This is a genomic window from Agromyces capsici (assembly GCF_058349965.1).
Genome location: NZ_JBYRET010000001.1, coordinates 2,512,382 through 2,527,063 on the forward strand (window position 1 = coordinate 2,512,382; position 14,682 = coordinate 2,527,063).

Below are 14,682 nucleotides of genomic sequence, written 5' to 3' on the forward strand. Positions count from 1 at the left end.
TGTCGGCGGCCCGGTCTAGGGTGGTGAACCGTGCCGCAGCCCGTGATCGTCGCCCGAGACCTCGTCAAGCGCTACGGGGAGTTCGCCGCCGTCGACGGGCTCTCGTTCGAGGTCGCGCCCGGCGAGTCGTTCGGGCTGCTCGGGCCGAACGGTGCGGGCAAGTCCACGACGATGCGCATGATCGGCGCGGTCTCGGCGCGCACCGGCGGGGAGCTGTCGATCCTCGGGCTCGATCCCGACCGGCACGGCCCCGACATCCGCTCGCAGCTGGGCGTGGTGCCGCAGGCCGACAACCTCGACGCCGAGCTGCGCGTGCGCGAGAACCTGCTCGTCTACGGCCGCTACTTCGGGCTGCCGCGTCGCGTGGTCGCCGAGCGGGCCGACGAGCTGCTCGGCTTCGCGCAGCTCGAAGACCGTGCGACCGCGAAGGTCGACGCGCTCTCGGGCGGCATGAAGCGGCGGCTCACGATCGCGCGTGCCCTCATCAACGACCCGCGCATCCTGTTGCTCGACGAGCCGACGACCGGGCTCGACCCGCAGGCGCGGCACATCCTGTGGGACCGGCTGTTCCGCCTCAAGGAGCAGGGCAAGACGCTCGTGCTCACGACCCACTACATGGACGAGGCCGAGCAGCTCTGCGATCGGCTCATCGTGGTGGACCACGGCCGGATCATGGCCGAGGGAACGCCCGCCGAGCTCATCCGCCGGCACTCGTCGCGCGAGGTGCTCGAGCTGCGGTTCGGTTCCGACCGCAACGAGGAGGTGGCACGCGCGCTCGAGGGCTCCGGCGACCGGATCGAGGTGCTGCCCGATCGCATCCTCGTGTACACGGCCGACGGCGAGGCCGAGCTCGAGCGCATCTCCGACGCCGGCCTGCACCCGCTCACGAGCCTCGTGCGCCGCTCGAGCCTGGAGGACGTCTTCCTGCGCCTGACCGGGCGGAGCCTGATCGAATGAGCGATTCCCGGTCGTCGAGTCGCGGCGAAGCTGCGTCTCGAGCGCCTTCGGCGGCTGCTCACGCGCCGACCGACGATGCCCGCCGCGCGCTCGCCGGCGGCGTGCGCCCGCGTCGCTTCGGCGCCTGGTACGTCGCCGAGCACCGGTTGCTCGTCATGCGGTCGTACGCGCAGACGATCCTCGCGACCGGGTTCGGCGAGCCGCTCATCTACCTCTACGCGATGGGCGTCGGGCTCGCGACGCTGGTCGACCAGAACCTCGGCGTCGAGGCCGGCGGAGTCGGCTACCTCGTCTACGTCGCGCCAGCGCTGCTCTGCAGCGCCGGGCTCACCACGGCGACGATCGAGTTCTCGTACCCCGTGCTGCTCGGCTACAAGTGGAACCCGACGTTCAGCGGCATGCACTCCGGTCCCATCAGCCCGGGCCAGGTCGTCGACGGGCTCGTGATCTCGGTCGTGATCCGCCTCGCCGCCACCATGGTCGTCTACTTCGGCTTCATGCTGCTCTTCGGCGCGGTGCCGTCGCCGACCGGATGGATCGCGATCCTCGTCGCGACCCTCACCGGCATGGCGTTCGGCACGCTGCTGATGGCGTACGCATCGACCATCCGCGACGACACCGGGCAGCTCGCGATGGTCGAGCGGCTGGTCGTGGTTCCCCTCACGCTGTTCTCCGGCACGTTCTTCCCCCTGTCCGAGCTGCCATGGTTCCTCCAGTGGATCGGATGGCTCTCGCCGCTCTGGCACGGCACCGAGCTCTCGCGGGTGCTCACGTTCGGCTACCCCGAGCCGATCTGGCTCACGGTCGTGCACGTCGTCGTACTCGTCGGCATGGCCCTGGCCGGCTGGGTCTGGGCGCGACGGATCGCGGTGCGGAGGCTCACGGCATGACGCTCGTCGACCACGCCATCGAGCACCGCGGGCGCCGCGCCGTCGGCGCCCTCTACGCGGGCAACGCCCGCGCCGTGATGTACCGCGGATGGCGCGCCACGCGCTCCACGAACTGGCTCGTGATGCTGAGCGGCCTGTTCGAGCCGATCTTCTACCTGCTCTCGCTCGGCATCGGCCTGGGCGCGCTCGTCGGCACGGTCACGGTCGACGGCCGTGAGGTCGAGTACGCGGCGTTCATCGCACCGGCGTTGCTGGCGGTCGCCGCGATGAACGGCGCGATCTACGACTCGACGTGGAACGTGTTCTTCAAGATCCGCTTCGCCAAGCTCTACGAGGGCATGCTCGCCACCTCGCTCGGCCCGCTCGACGTCGCGCTCGGCGAGATCTCGCTCGCGCTGCTGCGCGGCGGGCTCTATGCCGCCGGGTTCATGGTCGTCATGCAGGTGCTCGGGCTCGCCCTCTCGTGGTGGGCGCTGCTCGCGATCCCCGCGGTACTGCTCATCGCATTCGGGTTCGCGAGCGTCGGCATGGCGGTCACGAGCTACCTGAAGACGTTCCAGCAGATGGACTGGATCAACTTCGTGATGCTGCCGATGTTCCTCTTCTCGGCGACCTTCTACCCGCTGACGGTCTACCCCGAGCCGATCCAGTGGCTGATCCAGGCGCTGCCGTTGTGGCACGGTGTCGAGCTCGTACGCGGCCTCACGACGGGTGCGGTCGACGTCGGGCTGCTCGTCCACGTCGGGTACTACGTCGTCATGGTGGCGGTCGGCATGTTCTTCACCACGAAGCGGTTGCGCGCGCTGTTCCTCGCCTGAACGACTCCTCGACCCTCACCGGCGCGGCGGCAGTGTTTCCGCGTGTGACGGCCCGCCGCGACATCCGCCCAGCCCCGGCGTATCGTCGCCTGCACGGTACGAACCAGAGGAGCACCCGCCATGTCGATCCACCAGCCGCACGCCGCCGCCGAGTCCCGCACGGGCCTCGCGATGGGCATGCGCGGCTGCGTCGAGGGCGAGGGATGCTCGAGCGATCGTCCGGGCCACGGCCTGCACCCCATGCAGGACCGCCTCTCGCGCATCGCCGCGAGCCGGTGGGTCGACGCGGTCGTGACGGCGTCGGGCAGCGACGGCTTCGTCGAGCTGCTCGACCTCGACGGCGAGGTGCACCGCGTGTGGCACCACGGCGCCCTCACCGGCCAGGTGGCCGTCGGCGACCCGGTCGCCCTGCACGGCGTCTACGGCGTGCTCGCGCGCGGCGACGACCGGTACAGCGTCGCGGCCGTCTGAGCCGCCGCTCCCGAACGTCGCAGCCCCCGGACGCACGTGACGCGGCCGAGCCGGCCGCGTCGACGTGATCAGGAGATCGTCAGCTCGCGGGCATCATCTCCTTCATCGCGCCCATCATCTTCTCCATGGCCATGACCGCCTGGTCGCACGCCATGGCGCACATGCGGCAGTGCTCGCTCATCTCGGCGTGCATCATGCACTCGGCCGAGCACGCGCGGCACATCATCACGCAGGTCTGCATCATCGACATCATGACCTGCATGTCGTAGCCGTTCGTGCGGAGCATCATGCGCATCATCGTGTCGCACACGTCGGCGCAGTTGGAGCACATCGCCCCGCAACGCCCCATGCCCTCGGCCGCGTCGGCGTCGGCGCACATGACGCACGCCTGCATGCACGCGGAGAGGGCCTCCATACACTCCTGCATCATCGACATGTCCATGTCCTTCATGGGCATGTCGGAGGCGGACATCGCGCCCTTCATCATGTCCATCGTCATGTTCATCCGCGCACCTCGCCGTCTTGCGGGGCCGGGCGTCGACGTTGCCGGCTGGGGACCCGGCGACCCTGTGGGCGCCATGCTACGCCGCGGCCCCCGCCGCCAGAAGGGGGTCGCGCCATCCGTCACCGGCACGGACCAGGGGCGGATGCCCGGGGCTCGTGACCCGCGGCATCCGCCCCGTCGACCGCGGTCGCGCCCCGCTACAGCGAGGCGACCTCGGTCTCGGACTCGGCGAGCTGGTCGCGCGCGCCGACGCCCGCATCGTCGTAGTCGACATCCTTGGTCTCCTTCGAGATGAGCAGTGCCACGAGGGTCAGCACGCCCATCGCCGAGAGGTAGATGCCGACCGGCCACGGCTGGCCGTCGGCTGCGGCCCACAGGGCAACGGCGATGAGCGGGGCGACGGCGGCGCCGAGGATCGAGGAGACGTTGTACGCCACGGCCGAGCCGGTGTAGCGCACGTTGGTCGGGAACAGCTCGGGCAGGACCGCGCCCATCGGGCCGAACGTCGAACCCATGAGCAGGAAGCCGAAGACGAGGAACGCCTGCACGAGCGCGCCCGTGAACTTCGGGTCGAGCTGCGGCATGAGGAACAGGTTGAAGCTCAGGCCGAAGACGATGATCGCGACGGTCACCCAGATGAGCAGGCGGCGGCGGCCGATCGCGTCGGCGATCGGGCCCGACAGCAGCGTGAAGATGCCGAAGAACACGACGCCGATGATCTGCATGGTCACGAAGTCGGTGTACGTGAACCCGAGTCCCGGGTAGAAGCCCGCGGCGAACGCGGCGGGGTCGAACGGCTGGCCGGCCGCCGTGGCGGCGGCCTCGGCGGCGGCGCTCGCCGTCTCGAGGTCGGCGGCCTTCGTGCCGTACGAGAGCGTGAAATTCGTCATCAGGTAGAACAGCACGTACGTCGCCAACATGATGAAGGTGCCGAGGATGAGCTCGCGCCAGTTGTGGCGGAACGCGGTGCCGATCGGCAGCTTGCGGATGGCGCCCTTCTCGGCAGCCTTCGTGAACGTGCTCGACTCGACGAGCTTGAGGCGCACCCACAGGCCGACGATGACCATGACGGCCGAGAACAGGAACGGCACGCGCCATCCCCACTCGAAGAACCACTCGCGCGACGGCGCGAGCAGGTTGATCGCCAGGAACACGCCGTTGGCGATGATGAAGCCGATCGGCGCGCCGAGCTGCGGGAACGTGCCGTACCAGGCGCGCTTGCCCTTCGGGGCGTTCTCGGTCGCGACGAGCGCGGCGCCCGACCACTCGCCGCCGAGCGCGAAGCCCTGCGCGAGGCGCAGGACGAGCAGCAGCAGTGCGGCGAACCACCCGATCTGCTCGTGCGTGGGCAGCAGGCCGATGAGGAACGTCGCGATGCCCATGGTGAGGAGAGACGCGACGAGCGTGGCCTTGCGGCCGTGCTTGTCACCGAAGTGGCCGAACACGATCGCGCCGATGGGGCGGGCGACCATCGCGGCCCCGAACACCGCGAACGACGACAGGAGCGCCGTCGTGTCGTTGCCGGTCGGGAAGAAGAGGATCGGGAACACGAGCACGGCCGCCGTGGCGTACGCGTAGAAGTCGTAGAACTCGATGGTGGTGCCGACGAGGCTGGCGAGGATGACGCGGCCGCGCGAGTTCGCGGGGGCGGCGGTCGTCGTGGCGCGGGCCGTCGGGTCGGCGGGGGACTGGGTTGCGGTCATGGCAGGGCGGGACTTCCGGTATGGACGTGGCCGGCCCGGGGCGCCTCGGTGGGGCGCCGCACCGCGTCGGCGGATGGAACCGCTGCTTGTGGCAACCTGCACACTTTACGGAGCCCGAACGGCGTACGCGAGCCGAGTACGACGAGCGGCGGCGGATGTGCGACGAACGGCGGTCCGAGTCCGCGGCGGAGTGTGTCATCCGATTTCGACGGCACGCGGACGTCGCGTAAGGTAAGCCAAGCCTAACCTCCCCGTCCCGACCTGATATCGGAGTCCCGCACCGCATGAGCACCACGCTGACCAGGACCGAGCGCCCCGCGCTCGACCTGCTCGGCGGCGCGCCGTTGGCGCCCGCGATCGTGACGCCCGAGGCCTCCGTCGACTACGCCGAGCTCGCCGACCGCGTCGCCGACCGGCGGGCCGAGCTCGGCACGGGCCGGCGCCTGGTCTTCCTCGCGGGGTCGAACACGCTCGAGACGGTCGTGACCTACCTCGCGGCGCTCGCCGGCGGGCACCCCGTGCTGTTGCAGGCGGGCGGGGCGGATGGCGCGGCCGGCCTCGACGCGACGATCGACCGGTACCGGCCCGACGTGGTCGTGCAGGTCGGGTCGGATGGCGCGGCGCCTGACGTCGACGACCGCGGCGCCGGCAGCCGCCACGACTTCCACCCCGAACTCGCGCTGCTCGCGAGCACGTCGGGCTCGACCGGCTCGCCGAAGCTCGTGCGCCTGTCGCGCGGCAACGTGCTGGCCAACGCGCGGAGCATCGCCGACTACCTGCGGCTCAGCCCCGGTGACCGCGCCGCGACGACGCTGCCGCTGCACTACTGCTACGGACTGTCGGTCGTGAACAGCCACCTCGTCGCGGGCGGGAGCCTGCTGCTCACCGACCGCTCGGTGGTCGAGCCGCAGTTCTGGATCGAGTTCGAGGCCGCCGACGCGACCTCGTTCGCGGGCGTGCCGTACACCTACGAACTCCTCGAGTCGACCGACTTCGCGCGGCGGCCGCTGCCGTCGCTGCGCTATGTCACGCAGGCGGGCGGGCGCCTCGCGCCCGAGCGGGTGCGATCGCTCGCGGCGCTCGGTCGCGAACGCGGGTTCGACCTGTTCGTGATGTACGGGCAGACCGAGGCGACCGCGCGCATGGCGTACCTGCCGCCGTCGCTCGCCGAGTCGGCCGCCGGCGCGATCGGCGTGCCCATCCCGGGCGGCTCGTTCCGCATCGACGAGGCCGTCGGCGGCGGTACGCCCGGCGAGGGCGAGCTCGTCTACTCCGGCCCGAACGTGATGATGGGCTACGCCGAGACCGCCGCCGACCTGGCGCGCGGCGCCGAGCTCGACGAGCTGCGCACCGGCGACCTGGCACGGCAGCGAGACGACGGCCTCTACGAGATCACCGGGCGGCTCAGCCGCTTCGTGAAGAGCTTCGGCCTCCGACTCGACCTCGACCGCATCGAGCGGCTGCTCGCCGACGACGGCATCGAGGCGCGCACCGTCGGCGTCGACGAGCGACTCGCGGTGTTCGTGCGTCACGAGCGGTTCGCGGCCGCGGCACGCGACGCCGTCCACCGGCATGCGGGACTTCCGGTGCACGCGTTCGACGTGCACGCGCTCGCCGAGTTCCCGCGCACGGCGAACGGCAAGCCCGACCACGCCGCGCTGCGCGCGCACGCGTCGCTGCTGCGGGCGACGGATGGCGCGGCGGAGGACTCGCCCGCGGCGACCGGGTCCGTGGCGTCCGCCGCGGACCTGCGCGACCTCTATGCCGAGCTCCTCGGCCGCCCCGACGCGACGCCCGATGACAGCTTCACGAGCCTCGACGGCGACTCGCTCAACTACGTCGAGCTCGCTCTGCAGCTCGAGGCGCGGATCGGCGCGCTGCCCGCCGATTGGCCGAGCCGGCCCATCCGAGAACTCGCACCTGCCGCGGTGCGGGTCGACGAGACCGGGCCTGTGGGGGTCGAGCAGGGCGCGCCGCGCCCCGGGCCCATGCGGGTTGAGGAGGGCGCTCCGCGCCCGTCTCGAAACCCGACCGCCCCCCGCCGCCGCGTCGCGCGGATCGAGACCTCGGTCGTCCTCCGCGTCGTCGCGATCCTGCTCATCGTCGCGACCCACGCCGACGTGATCCAGCTCAAGGGCGGCGCGCACCTGCTGCTCGCGGTCGCCGGGTTCAACCTCGCCCGGTTCCGGCTCAGCGGGAGCGTCTCGCGCACGCGCCGCGTCCGCGGCCTGCTGCGCAGCGCGCGCTCCCTCGCGCTGCCCGCCGTGCTGTGGGTCGGGGGCGTCGCGCTCGTCGCCGGCACGTACGACCCCGCGACCGTGCTGTTGTCGAACTGGCTCGTGCCGGGCGCGTCCGGCTGGAGCGAGCAATGGCAGTTCTGGTTCCTGGAGGCGCTGGTCTGGTCGACGGTCGCCCTCGCCGTGCTGTTCGCGGTGCCGCGCGTCGACGCGCTCGAGCGGCGCCATCCGTACGCCTTCGCTGTCGCCGTGCTCGGCGCGGCCCTCACGTGGCGGTTCGTCGTGTCGGGCGGCATCACGCCCGAGTCGCCGATGCGCTACGCCCTGCCGGCGATCGCGTGGCTCGTGGCCCTCGGCTGGCTCGTGGCCCGCTCGACCACGCTGCCGCGCCGGGTCGCCGCGAGCGCGATCGTGCTCGCGACGGTGCCGGGCTTCTTCGGCGACCCGGTGCGCGAGTCGATCGTGATCGCGGGGCTCGCGCTGCTCATCTGGGTCACGAGTATCCCCGTGCCGGCGTTCCTGGCCGGCGCGATCGGCACCGTGGCCTCCGCCTCGCTGTTCGTCTACCTGACGCACTGGCAGGTGTACCCCCCGATCGAGGAGGTGTCGCCGCCGCTGGCGATCGCGGCCTCGTTCGCCGTCGGCATCGCCGCGTGGTGGGCCTGGGGCCGGGCGACCGGATGGCTCAGCGCCAGGCGACCGCGAGGATCGCGTTCCGCAGCCTGAGGCCGCCGATCGATCACGTGTGATCGGCCCGGTGGGCCGTGTGCCCCGGTTGTGCAGAACCGTGCTGCGCGCCGAACGGTCCTCCTCTTTGCGATCCCGGTGGAAAGGTATCCGGCGGATACCTTTCCACCGCTTGCGGAAATGAACGTGTGTTCGGCTCAGGTGCGCGCGGACGGCGTTGCGGACGCTCCGGATCTACGACGCCCGGATCCGCGACCTCGGGGGTCAGGCGCGCAGCGAGCGCAGGAGCTTCGCGGTCGCGATCGCGGCCTCGGCGGCCTCGCGGCCCTTGTCCTCCTTCGAACCGGGCAGCCCGGCGCGGTCGAGGCCCTGCTGCTCGTCGTCGAGGGTGAGCACGCCGAAGCCGATCGGCTTGCCGGCGTCGAGCGCGACGCGCGTGAGGCCGTCGGTCGCCGCCGACGAGACGTACTCGAAGTGGGGCGTGCCGCCGCGGATGATGACGCCGAGCGCCACGACCGCGTCGGCGCCCGCGTCGAGCGCCACCTTCGAGACGACGGGCAGCTCGAAGCTGCCGGGCACGCGGACCAGCTCGAAGTCGGCCCCGGCCGCCTCCAGCGTGCGCGTCGCACCCGCGATCAGCCCGTTCGTGATCTCGTCGTGCCAGCTGCCGGCGACGATGACGACGCGAAGGCCGCGGCCGTCGACCTCGAGTTCGGGGGATCCGGCTCCGCTCATGATGCGTGTCCTCTCAGGAGTTCGTCGGCAGCGGCGTCGGTCAGCTGCTCGTCGTCGATCGAGTGTCCCATGCGGGTCCGCTTGGTCTCGAGGTAGCTCGCGTTCACGGCGCCGACACCCACCACGAGCGGCACACGGTCCGCGACGCGGATGCCGTGCGACTCGAGCTGGCGCACCTTCTCGGGGTTGTTGGTGAGCAGGCGCACCCGCTCGATGCCGAGGTCGTCGAGGATGGCGCTCGCTGCCGTGTAGTCGCGCGCATCGATCGGCAGGCCGAGCGCGACGTTCGCATCGAGCGTGTCGAGCCCGCCCTCCTGCAGCCGGTAGGCGCGCAGCTTGTTGATCAGGCCGATGCCGCGACCCTCGTGACCGCGCAGGTACACCACGACGCCGCCGCGCGCGGCGATCGCCTCCAGCGCCGCGTCGAGCTGCGGCCCGCACTCGCACTTCAACGACCCGATCGCCTCGCCGGTCAGGCACTCGGAGTGCACCCGGGTGAAGGCGCCGGCCGGGTCGTCGGCCGGGTCGCCCGCGATGATCGCCAAGTGGTCGGCGCCCGTGTTGCGGTCGCGGTAGGCCCGCACGCGGAACGTGCCGTGCACGGTCGGCAGGTTCGTCTCGACCTCGAACTGCACGCGCGGCGACTCGGCGATCGGCTCGGGCGCCTCGCCCGCGGCGAGGTCCTGCCCGTCGTGCCACTCGTGCAGCCACGCGATGAGCGCCTCGACCGTCGTGACGGGCAGACCCTCCTGCTCGGCGAACGCGATCAGTCGGGGCAGGCGCATCATCTCGCCGTCGTCGTCGACGAGCTCGCCGATCACGCCGACAGGCGAGAGGCCCGCGAGCCGCATCAGGTCGACAGCGGCCTCGGTGTGCCCGGCCCGTTCGCGCACGCCGCCCTCGACCGCGCGCAGCGGCAGGATGTGGCCCGGGCGGATGAGCTGCTCGGGCGTCGCGTCGGCGGCGGCGAGGATGCGCAGCGTGTGCGCGCGATCCGACGCCGAGATGCCCGTCGAGATGCGGTCGGCAGCATCGACCGACACCGTGTACGCGGTGCCGCGCGAGTCCTCGTTCCGCTCGACCATGAGCGGCAGGCCGAGGCGGTCGGCGACCGCGTTCGGCATCGGCGCGCACAGGTACCCGCTCGTGTGCCGCACCATCCACGCGATCCACTCCTGGGTCGCGAACTCGGCGGCCATGATCGCGTCGCCCTCGTTCTCGCGGCCCTCGTCGTCGGCCACGATCACGGGCTTGCCGGCGCGCAGCGCGTCGAGGACCTCGGGCATCGTCGCGAGGCTCATCGGGCACCCCCGATCGGCTCGGTCACGGACGACGGCAACGAGTGGTGCGCGTCGAGGCGAAGCATCCGCTGCACATGACGGGCGAGCACGTCGGTCTCGAGGTTCACCCGATCGCCCGGTTCGAGCCGGCCGAGGGTCGTCGCGGCGAGCGTCTCGGGGATCAGCGACACCTCGAACCACGAGCCGTCGGGCTCGTCCCCGAGGCCCGACACCGTGAGCGAGACGCCGTCGACCGCGATCGAGCCCTTGTCGACGACGAGCGGCGCGAGCGCGTCGGGCAGCGAGAAGCGGATGACGCGCCACTCCTCGCCCGGCCGCACCTCGATCACCTCGGCGGTGCCGTCGACGTGCCCCTGCACGATGTGCCCGCCGAGGCGGTCGCCCACGAGCGCCGCGCGCTCGAGGTTCACGGGCCGGCCCTCGGCGACGGCGTCGAGCGTCGACATCCGCAGCGTCTGCGCCATGACGTCGGCGGTGAACGAGGCCGCGTCGGCGTCGACCACGGTCAGGCACACCCCCGACACCGCGATGGAGTCGCCGTGGCGCACGCCCTCGACGACCTTCGGTCCGCGCACGGTCAGTCGCACCACGTCGGCGTGCGGCTCGACGCGCGTGACCTCGCCGAGCTCCTCGATGATTCCGGTGAACATGTCAGGCCCTCTCTCGGGTGGGGATGTCGTCGTGCGAGGCGGCACGGGGCCGCGCGACGACGAGCAGGTCGTCGCCGAGTCGCACCAGGTCGGTGAAGTCGTAGCGCAGGGCGTCGGCCATGGTCGCCACCCCGAGGTCGTCGATCGCGGTCCGCGGGCCGCCGATCAGCGCGGGAGCGAGATAGACCAGCAGCTCGTCGGCGTAGCCGGCCTTCAGGAACGAGCTCGCGAGCGTCGGCCCGCCCTCGATGAAGAGCGAGCGGATGCCGCGGCGCTGCAGTTCTGCGAGATCGGTCGCGAGGTCGGCCCCCTGCAGCCGGATCGCCTCGTGCGGGTGCCGTTCGATCGCGGCGCCGGCCGGGAGGTCGCGCCGGCCGAACACGACCGGGATCGGCTGGGTCTCGAACAGCTCCCCGTCGGCGTCGCGCGCGGTGAGCGCCGGGTCGTCGGCGAGCACCGTGCCCGTGCCGACGGCGATGGCATCGGATGCCGCGCGGCGCAGGTGCACGTCGGCGCGGGCTTCGGGGCCCGTGATCCACCGGCTCGTGCCATCCGCCGCCGCGGCACGCCCGTCGAGGCTCGACGCCCACTTGACGGTGATGCGCGGACGACGGTTGCGGGCCGAGAACAGCCAGTCCTCGAGGAACGCCTCGACCTCGTCGGCGAGCACGCCGCCCGTCACCTCGACGCCCGCGTCGCGGAGCGTGCGCGCCCCGCCGGAGGAGTGGTCGCCGGGATCGTCGACGGCGTACACGACGCGCGCGACGCCGGCCTCGACGAGGGCGTGCGCGCACGGACCCGTGCGGCCGACGTGGTTGCACGGCTCGAGCGTGACGATCGCCGTGGCGCCGCGCGCCGCACCCGGCGGCAGCGTCGAGAGCGCATCGACCTCGGCGTGGGGCGTGCCCGCGCCGCGGTGCCAACCCTCGGCCAGCACCTCGCCCGCGGGGGAGAGGATGACGCATCCGACGCGGGGATTCACCCCGCGCGCCGGGCCGCGCTCAGCCAGGTCGAGCGCCCGGCGCATCAGCGCGGCGTCGTTCGCCGCCCGCGTCGCCGTGGACATCGGTCGCCTGCCTTCCAGGCTCCGGGACTCCCGGCGGCGCCGGAAACGTCGACGGCGCTCGTGAGCGTCGCCGACACGTGCCGCCTCCCATCCGGACTTTCACCGTCGGTACCGGAGTTCCACCGGTTCAACCGTTCGCGCGCGGCCGGACGGCCACGCGCTCCCGGCTCGCGGACTTTCACCGCCGGTTCGGACTTGCACCGACCCCGGAGCACGTTTCGTGTTCGATTCTAGGTCAACGCGGCGAGGCCGCCCGTATTCCCGTCATCCGCCTGGCCGAGAGCGTCAACGGCACTGCGACGCCGCGGCGATCTGCGCCTCACTCGGACGCCCGTAGGCCTCGATGCCCGAGCCGGGCAGGTCGTACCCCATGCCGATCGCCCACGCGGTGGCCCACGCCTCGTGGTCGGAGCCGGAATCCGCGAAGAGCGCGCGGCACGCCTCGCGGACGACCTGCGTGTGCCCGACCTCGTGGACGACCACGGCCTTCGCGTTCGGGTCGAACGCCCACGCCTCCTCGATGCTCTCGCTGAGCGTGATCAGGCCCCACTCGGCGCCGTCGAGCCCGAACTCCGCGGTGCCGGCGTACCAGGCGTCGCTCGTCACGCCGGCGACCTCGTACGCCCACGTGAAGTCGAGCGTCACCCCGTTCGAGATGGACCGGGCGAACGCCTCGATCTCGGCTCGCACCGGGTATTCGGTGGCACGCGCGACCTCGGCGGCGTGCGAGGCGCGGACGTCGGCGACGGCGGTCGCCAGCGCGGTGAAGCCCCCGGCGCCGGTGGTCGGCACCCCGGTGGCGCTGGTGCCGTCGACGAGCTGCTGCAGGGCCTGCCGCGTGCGGAACGTGGCGGAGGGGTTCGCGGCGAGCTCGGCGCGCGCGATCTCCTGCGCGCCGGCGACGAGGGTCGCGGTCGCCGCGTCGACCTCGTCGCGGGCCGCCTGCACGGCGTCGGCCGCCATCTCGCTCGACGCTGCGGCCGCGGTGCGCTCCGGCACGAGCTCGGCGACCTCCCACAGGTCGGCGTAGCGATCCCAGGCGGGCGCGAACACGTCGGGCTCGGTGAGGTCGACGATGGCGAGCGGCGCAGCGCCGCGTCCCGCGTCGAGCCCCGAGCGGAGCCCGTCGAGCGTGGCGGCCAAGGCGGCGCGGTCCTCCTCCCGCACCAAGTCGGGCGTGAGCACGGCCTCGAGCGCCTCGGTGCGGGCCACGACCGACTCGCCGCGCTCGGCGGCCTCGTCGTACGCGGCGACCGCCTCGTCGTGGCGCGCGTCGGCGGCGACCCACGCCGGCCAGAGCTGCCGGTGGAGCTCGGTCGCGACGAGCTGGTGCCCGATCGCGGCGATCACGACGCCGACCACGATCGCGGCCACGGCGATGGCGGCCGGGCTGCGCCCGGGCTGCGAGGGTGCAGGGGGTGGCGCCGGCCCCGGGTCGGGTGCCGTGGGGCGGAGGAGTTCGGTCATGCGACCGTCAGGCTATCCGCTCGCCCGGCCCCGCAGGATCACGATCGCGTCACGGGGGTCTCGATACGCTCCGGCCTCCGGCCGGTGCTACTCGACCGGCGCGGCCGTCTCCTCGACCAGGCCGCGCGCCGTGCCCTCGTCGACGATGAGGTCCGTGATGAGCCCGGCCGCGAGCGCGCCGGTCAGGCTCGGCAGCTTGGCGCGGCCCGAGACCACGCAGATGCGGCGGGGTGCGCGCCGCAGTGTCGCGAAGTCGGGACCCGTGCCGCGCGCGTTCATCGCGATACCGTCGGTCGAGCCATCCGCCCGGTAGAAGACCGTCGCGACGTCGCCCACGACGCCGTCGCGCGAGAGCGCCTGATAGTCGGCGCGCTCGAGGTAGCCGCCCTGGTAGACGTGGCTCGGCACCTCGGCGAACGGCGAGCCGATGCCGAAGATCGCGACATCCATCGCCGCCTGGAGGTCGAGCAGGCGCCGCGTGCTGCGCTCGCGCCAGAACGCCTCCTTGGTGGCGGGGTCGTCGAAGAACGCCGGCACCGGGAACTGCTGCACCCGCGCCCCGAACGCGTCGCCGAAGCGGCGCAGTAGTTCGGAGGCGTAGAGGATGCCGGTCGTGCGGAGGTTGCCGGCGCCGTTGAGCTGCACGATCTCGGAGTTGTGCGTCGCCTTCGGGGCGAGGTGCCGGCTCATGGCGCTCATGGTGGAGCCCCACGCGACGCCGATGGTCTGGTTCGAGTCGATGAACCGGCTGAGAATCCGTGCAGCCGAGAGCGCGACGCGCTCGAGCCGGTCGACGTCGCTCGCGTGGTCGGGCACGGGCACGACGTGCGCCGAGACCTCGTGCCGCTCGAGGATCTCCTGCTCGAGCCGGCTCGGCAGGTCGAGCGGCGAGTGGATGGAGATCTCGACGAGCCCGGTCGCCCTCGCGTGGCTCAACAGGCGCGAGACCGAGGATCGCGAGGTGTGCAGCTCCTTCGCGATGGCGTCCATCGTGAGGTCCTGCAGGTAGTACAGGTGCGCCGCGCGCAGCGCATCGCGGGTCTTGCCCGAGGGCAGCTCGCCGTCGATCGCCGGCCCCGCGGCATCCGTCACCGTCATCATCGGCCCCCTTGCACGTTCGTTCAATCAGGTTGAAAGGAAGTTCACCATCACTCACGATGTATTCATCCACAGCCGGCCCGCCTCCGCAAGCCGG

General features: G+C 72.1%; 13 protein-coding genes and 1 riboswitch. Of the genes, 5 read left to right on the forward strand and 8 right to left on the reverse strand.

Annotated features, from left to right (window positions below; translation table 11 throughout):
- The first annotated feature begins 30 nt into the window (after positions 1–30).
- The 4 genes from AC3RKB_RS11730 to AC3RKB_RS11745 all read left to right on the forward strand — a co-directional run bounded on the left by AC3RKB_RS11730 (position 31) and on the right by AC3RKB_RS11745 (position 3,136).
- Positions 31–957: an ABC transporter ATP-binding protein gene (locus AC3RKB_RS11730; RefSeq protein ID WP_491436321.1), complete on the forward strand. Its 927-nt coding sequence runs from the start codon at positions 31–33 to the stop codon at positions 955–957.
- The gene (locus tag AC3RKB_RS11735) at positions 954–1,847 is read left to right on the forward strand and encodes an ABC transporter permease (protein ID WP_491436322.1); all 894 of its coding nucleotides are present in this window, start codon (positions 954–956) and stop codon (positions 1,845–1,847) included. Before AC3RKB_RS11730 ends, AC3RKB_RS11735 begins: the two co-directional genes overlap by 4 nt.
- On the forward strand, positions 1,844–2,665 hold the full coding sequence (locus AC3RKB_RS11740; protein WP_491436323.1) for an ABC transporter permease: 822 nt from the start codon (positions 1,844–1,846) through the stop codon (positions 2,663–2,665). The genes AC3RKB_RS11735 and AC3RKB_RS11740 overlap by 4 nt, the downstream gene beginning before the upstream one ends.
- A 120-nt stretch (positions 2,666–2,785) precedes the next feature.
- Entirely contained in the window at positions 2,786–3,136 is a 351-nt protein-coding gene (locus AC3RKB_RS11745; protein ID WP_491436324.1) for a hypothetical protein, read from the forward strand.
- A gap of 79 nt (positions 3,137–3,215) precedes the next feature.
- Here AC3RKB_RS11745 and AC3RKB_RS11750 read toward each other — a convergent pair whose 3' ends face one another.
- Both AC3RKB_RS11750 and AC3RKB_RS11755 read right to left on the reverse strand, forming a co-directional pair.
- Positions 3,216–3,641, reverse strand: a complete 426-nt coding sequence (locus tag AC3RKB_RS11750; RefSeq protein ID WP_491436325.1) for a four-helix bundle copper-binding protein — start codon at positions 3,639–3,641, stop codon at positions 3,216–3,218.
- Positions 3,642–3,838: 197 nt separating this feature from the next.
- On the reverse strand, positions 3,839–5,344 hold the full coding sequence (locus tag AC3RKB_RS11755; protein WP_491436326.1) for an MFS transporter: 1,506 nt from the start codon (positions 5,342–5,344) through the stop codon (positions 3,839–3,841).
- A 284-nt stretch (positions 5,345–5,628) separates the two neighbouring features.
- Between AC3RKB_RS11755 and AC3RKB_RS11760 the strand changes: the two genes are divergently transcribed.
- Entirely contained in the window at positions 5,629–8,307 is a 2,679-nt protein-coding gene (locus AC3RKB_RS11760; protein ID WP_491436327.1) for an AMP-binding protein, read from the forward strand.
- A 225-nt stretch (positions 8,308–8,532) separates the two neighbouring features.
- Here AC3RKB_RS11760 and ribH read toward each other — a convergent pair whose 3' ends face one another.
- The 6 genes from ribH to AC3RKB_RS11790 all read right to left on the reverse strand — a co-directional run bounded on the left by ribH (position 8,533) and on the right by AC3RKB_RS11790 (position 14,588).
- Entirely contained in the window at positions 8,533–9,003 is a 471-nt protein-coding gene (gene ribH, locus AC3RKB_RS11765) for a 6,7-dimethyl-8-ribityllumazine synthase (RefSeq protein WP_491436328.1), read from the reverse strand.
- Positions 9,000–10,304, reverse strand: coding sequence for a 3,4-dihydroxy-2-butanone-4-phosphate synthase (ribB, locus tag AC3RKB_RS11770; RefSeq protein WP_491436329.1), 1,305 nt, complete (start codon positions 10,302–10,304; stop codon positions 9,000–9,002). The genes ribH and ribB overlap by 4 nt, the downstream gene beginning before the upstream one ends.
- Complete coding sequence (locus tag AC3RKB_RS11775) at positions 10,301–10,954, reverse strand: riboflavin synthase (RefSeq protein WP_491436330.1); 654 nt, start codon at positions 10,952–10,954, stop codon at positions 10,301–10,303. The genes ribB and AC3RKB_RS11775 overlap by 4 nt, the downstream gene beginning before the upstream one ends.
- 1 nt (position 10,955) lies before the next feature.
- A complete protein-coding gene (gene ribD / locus AC3RKB_RS11780; protein WP_491436331.1) occupies positions 10,956–12,020 on the reverse strand; it encodes a bifunctional diaminohydroxyphosphoribosylaminopyrimidine deaminase/5-amino-6-(5-phosphoribosylamino)uracil reductase RibD in 1,065 nt (354 codons plus the stop codon).
- A gap of 73 nt (positions 12,021–12,093) precedes the next feature.
- Positions 12,094–12,239, reverse strand: a riboswitch (FMN riboswitch).
- A gap of 66 nt (positions 12,240–12,305) precedes the next feature.
- A complete protein-coding gene (locus AC3RKB_RS11785; protein WP_491436332.1) occupies positions 12,306–13,487 on the reverse strand; it encodes a hypothetical protein in 1,182 nt (393 codons plus the stop codon).
- A gap of 87 nt (positions 13,488–13,574) precedes the next feature.
- Positions 13,575–14,588 (reverse strand): sugar-binding transcriptional regulator, encoded by a 1,014-nt coding sequence (locus AC3RKB_RS11790; protein ID WP_491436333.1) that lies wholly within the window; start codon positions 14,586–14,588, stop codon positions 13,575–13,577.
- Positions 14,589–14,682 lie beyond the last annotated feature (94 nt).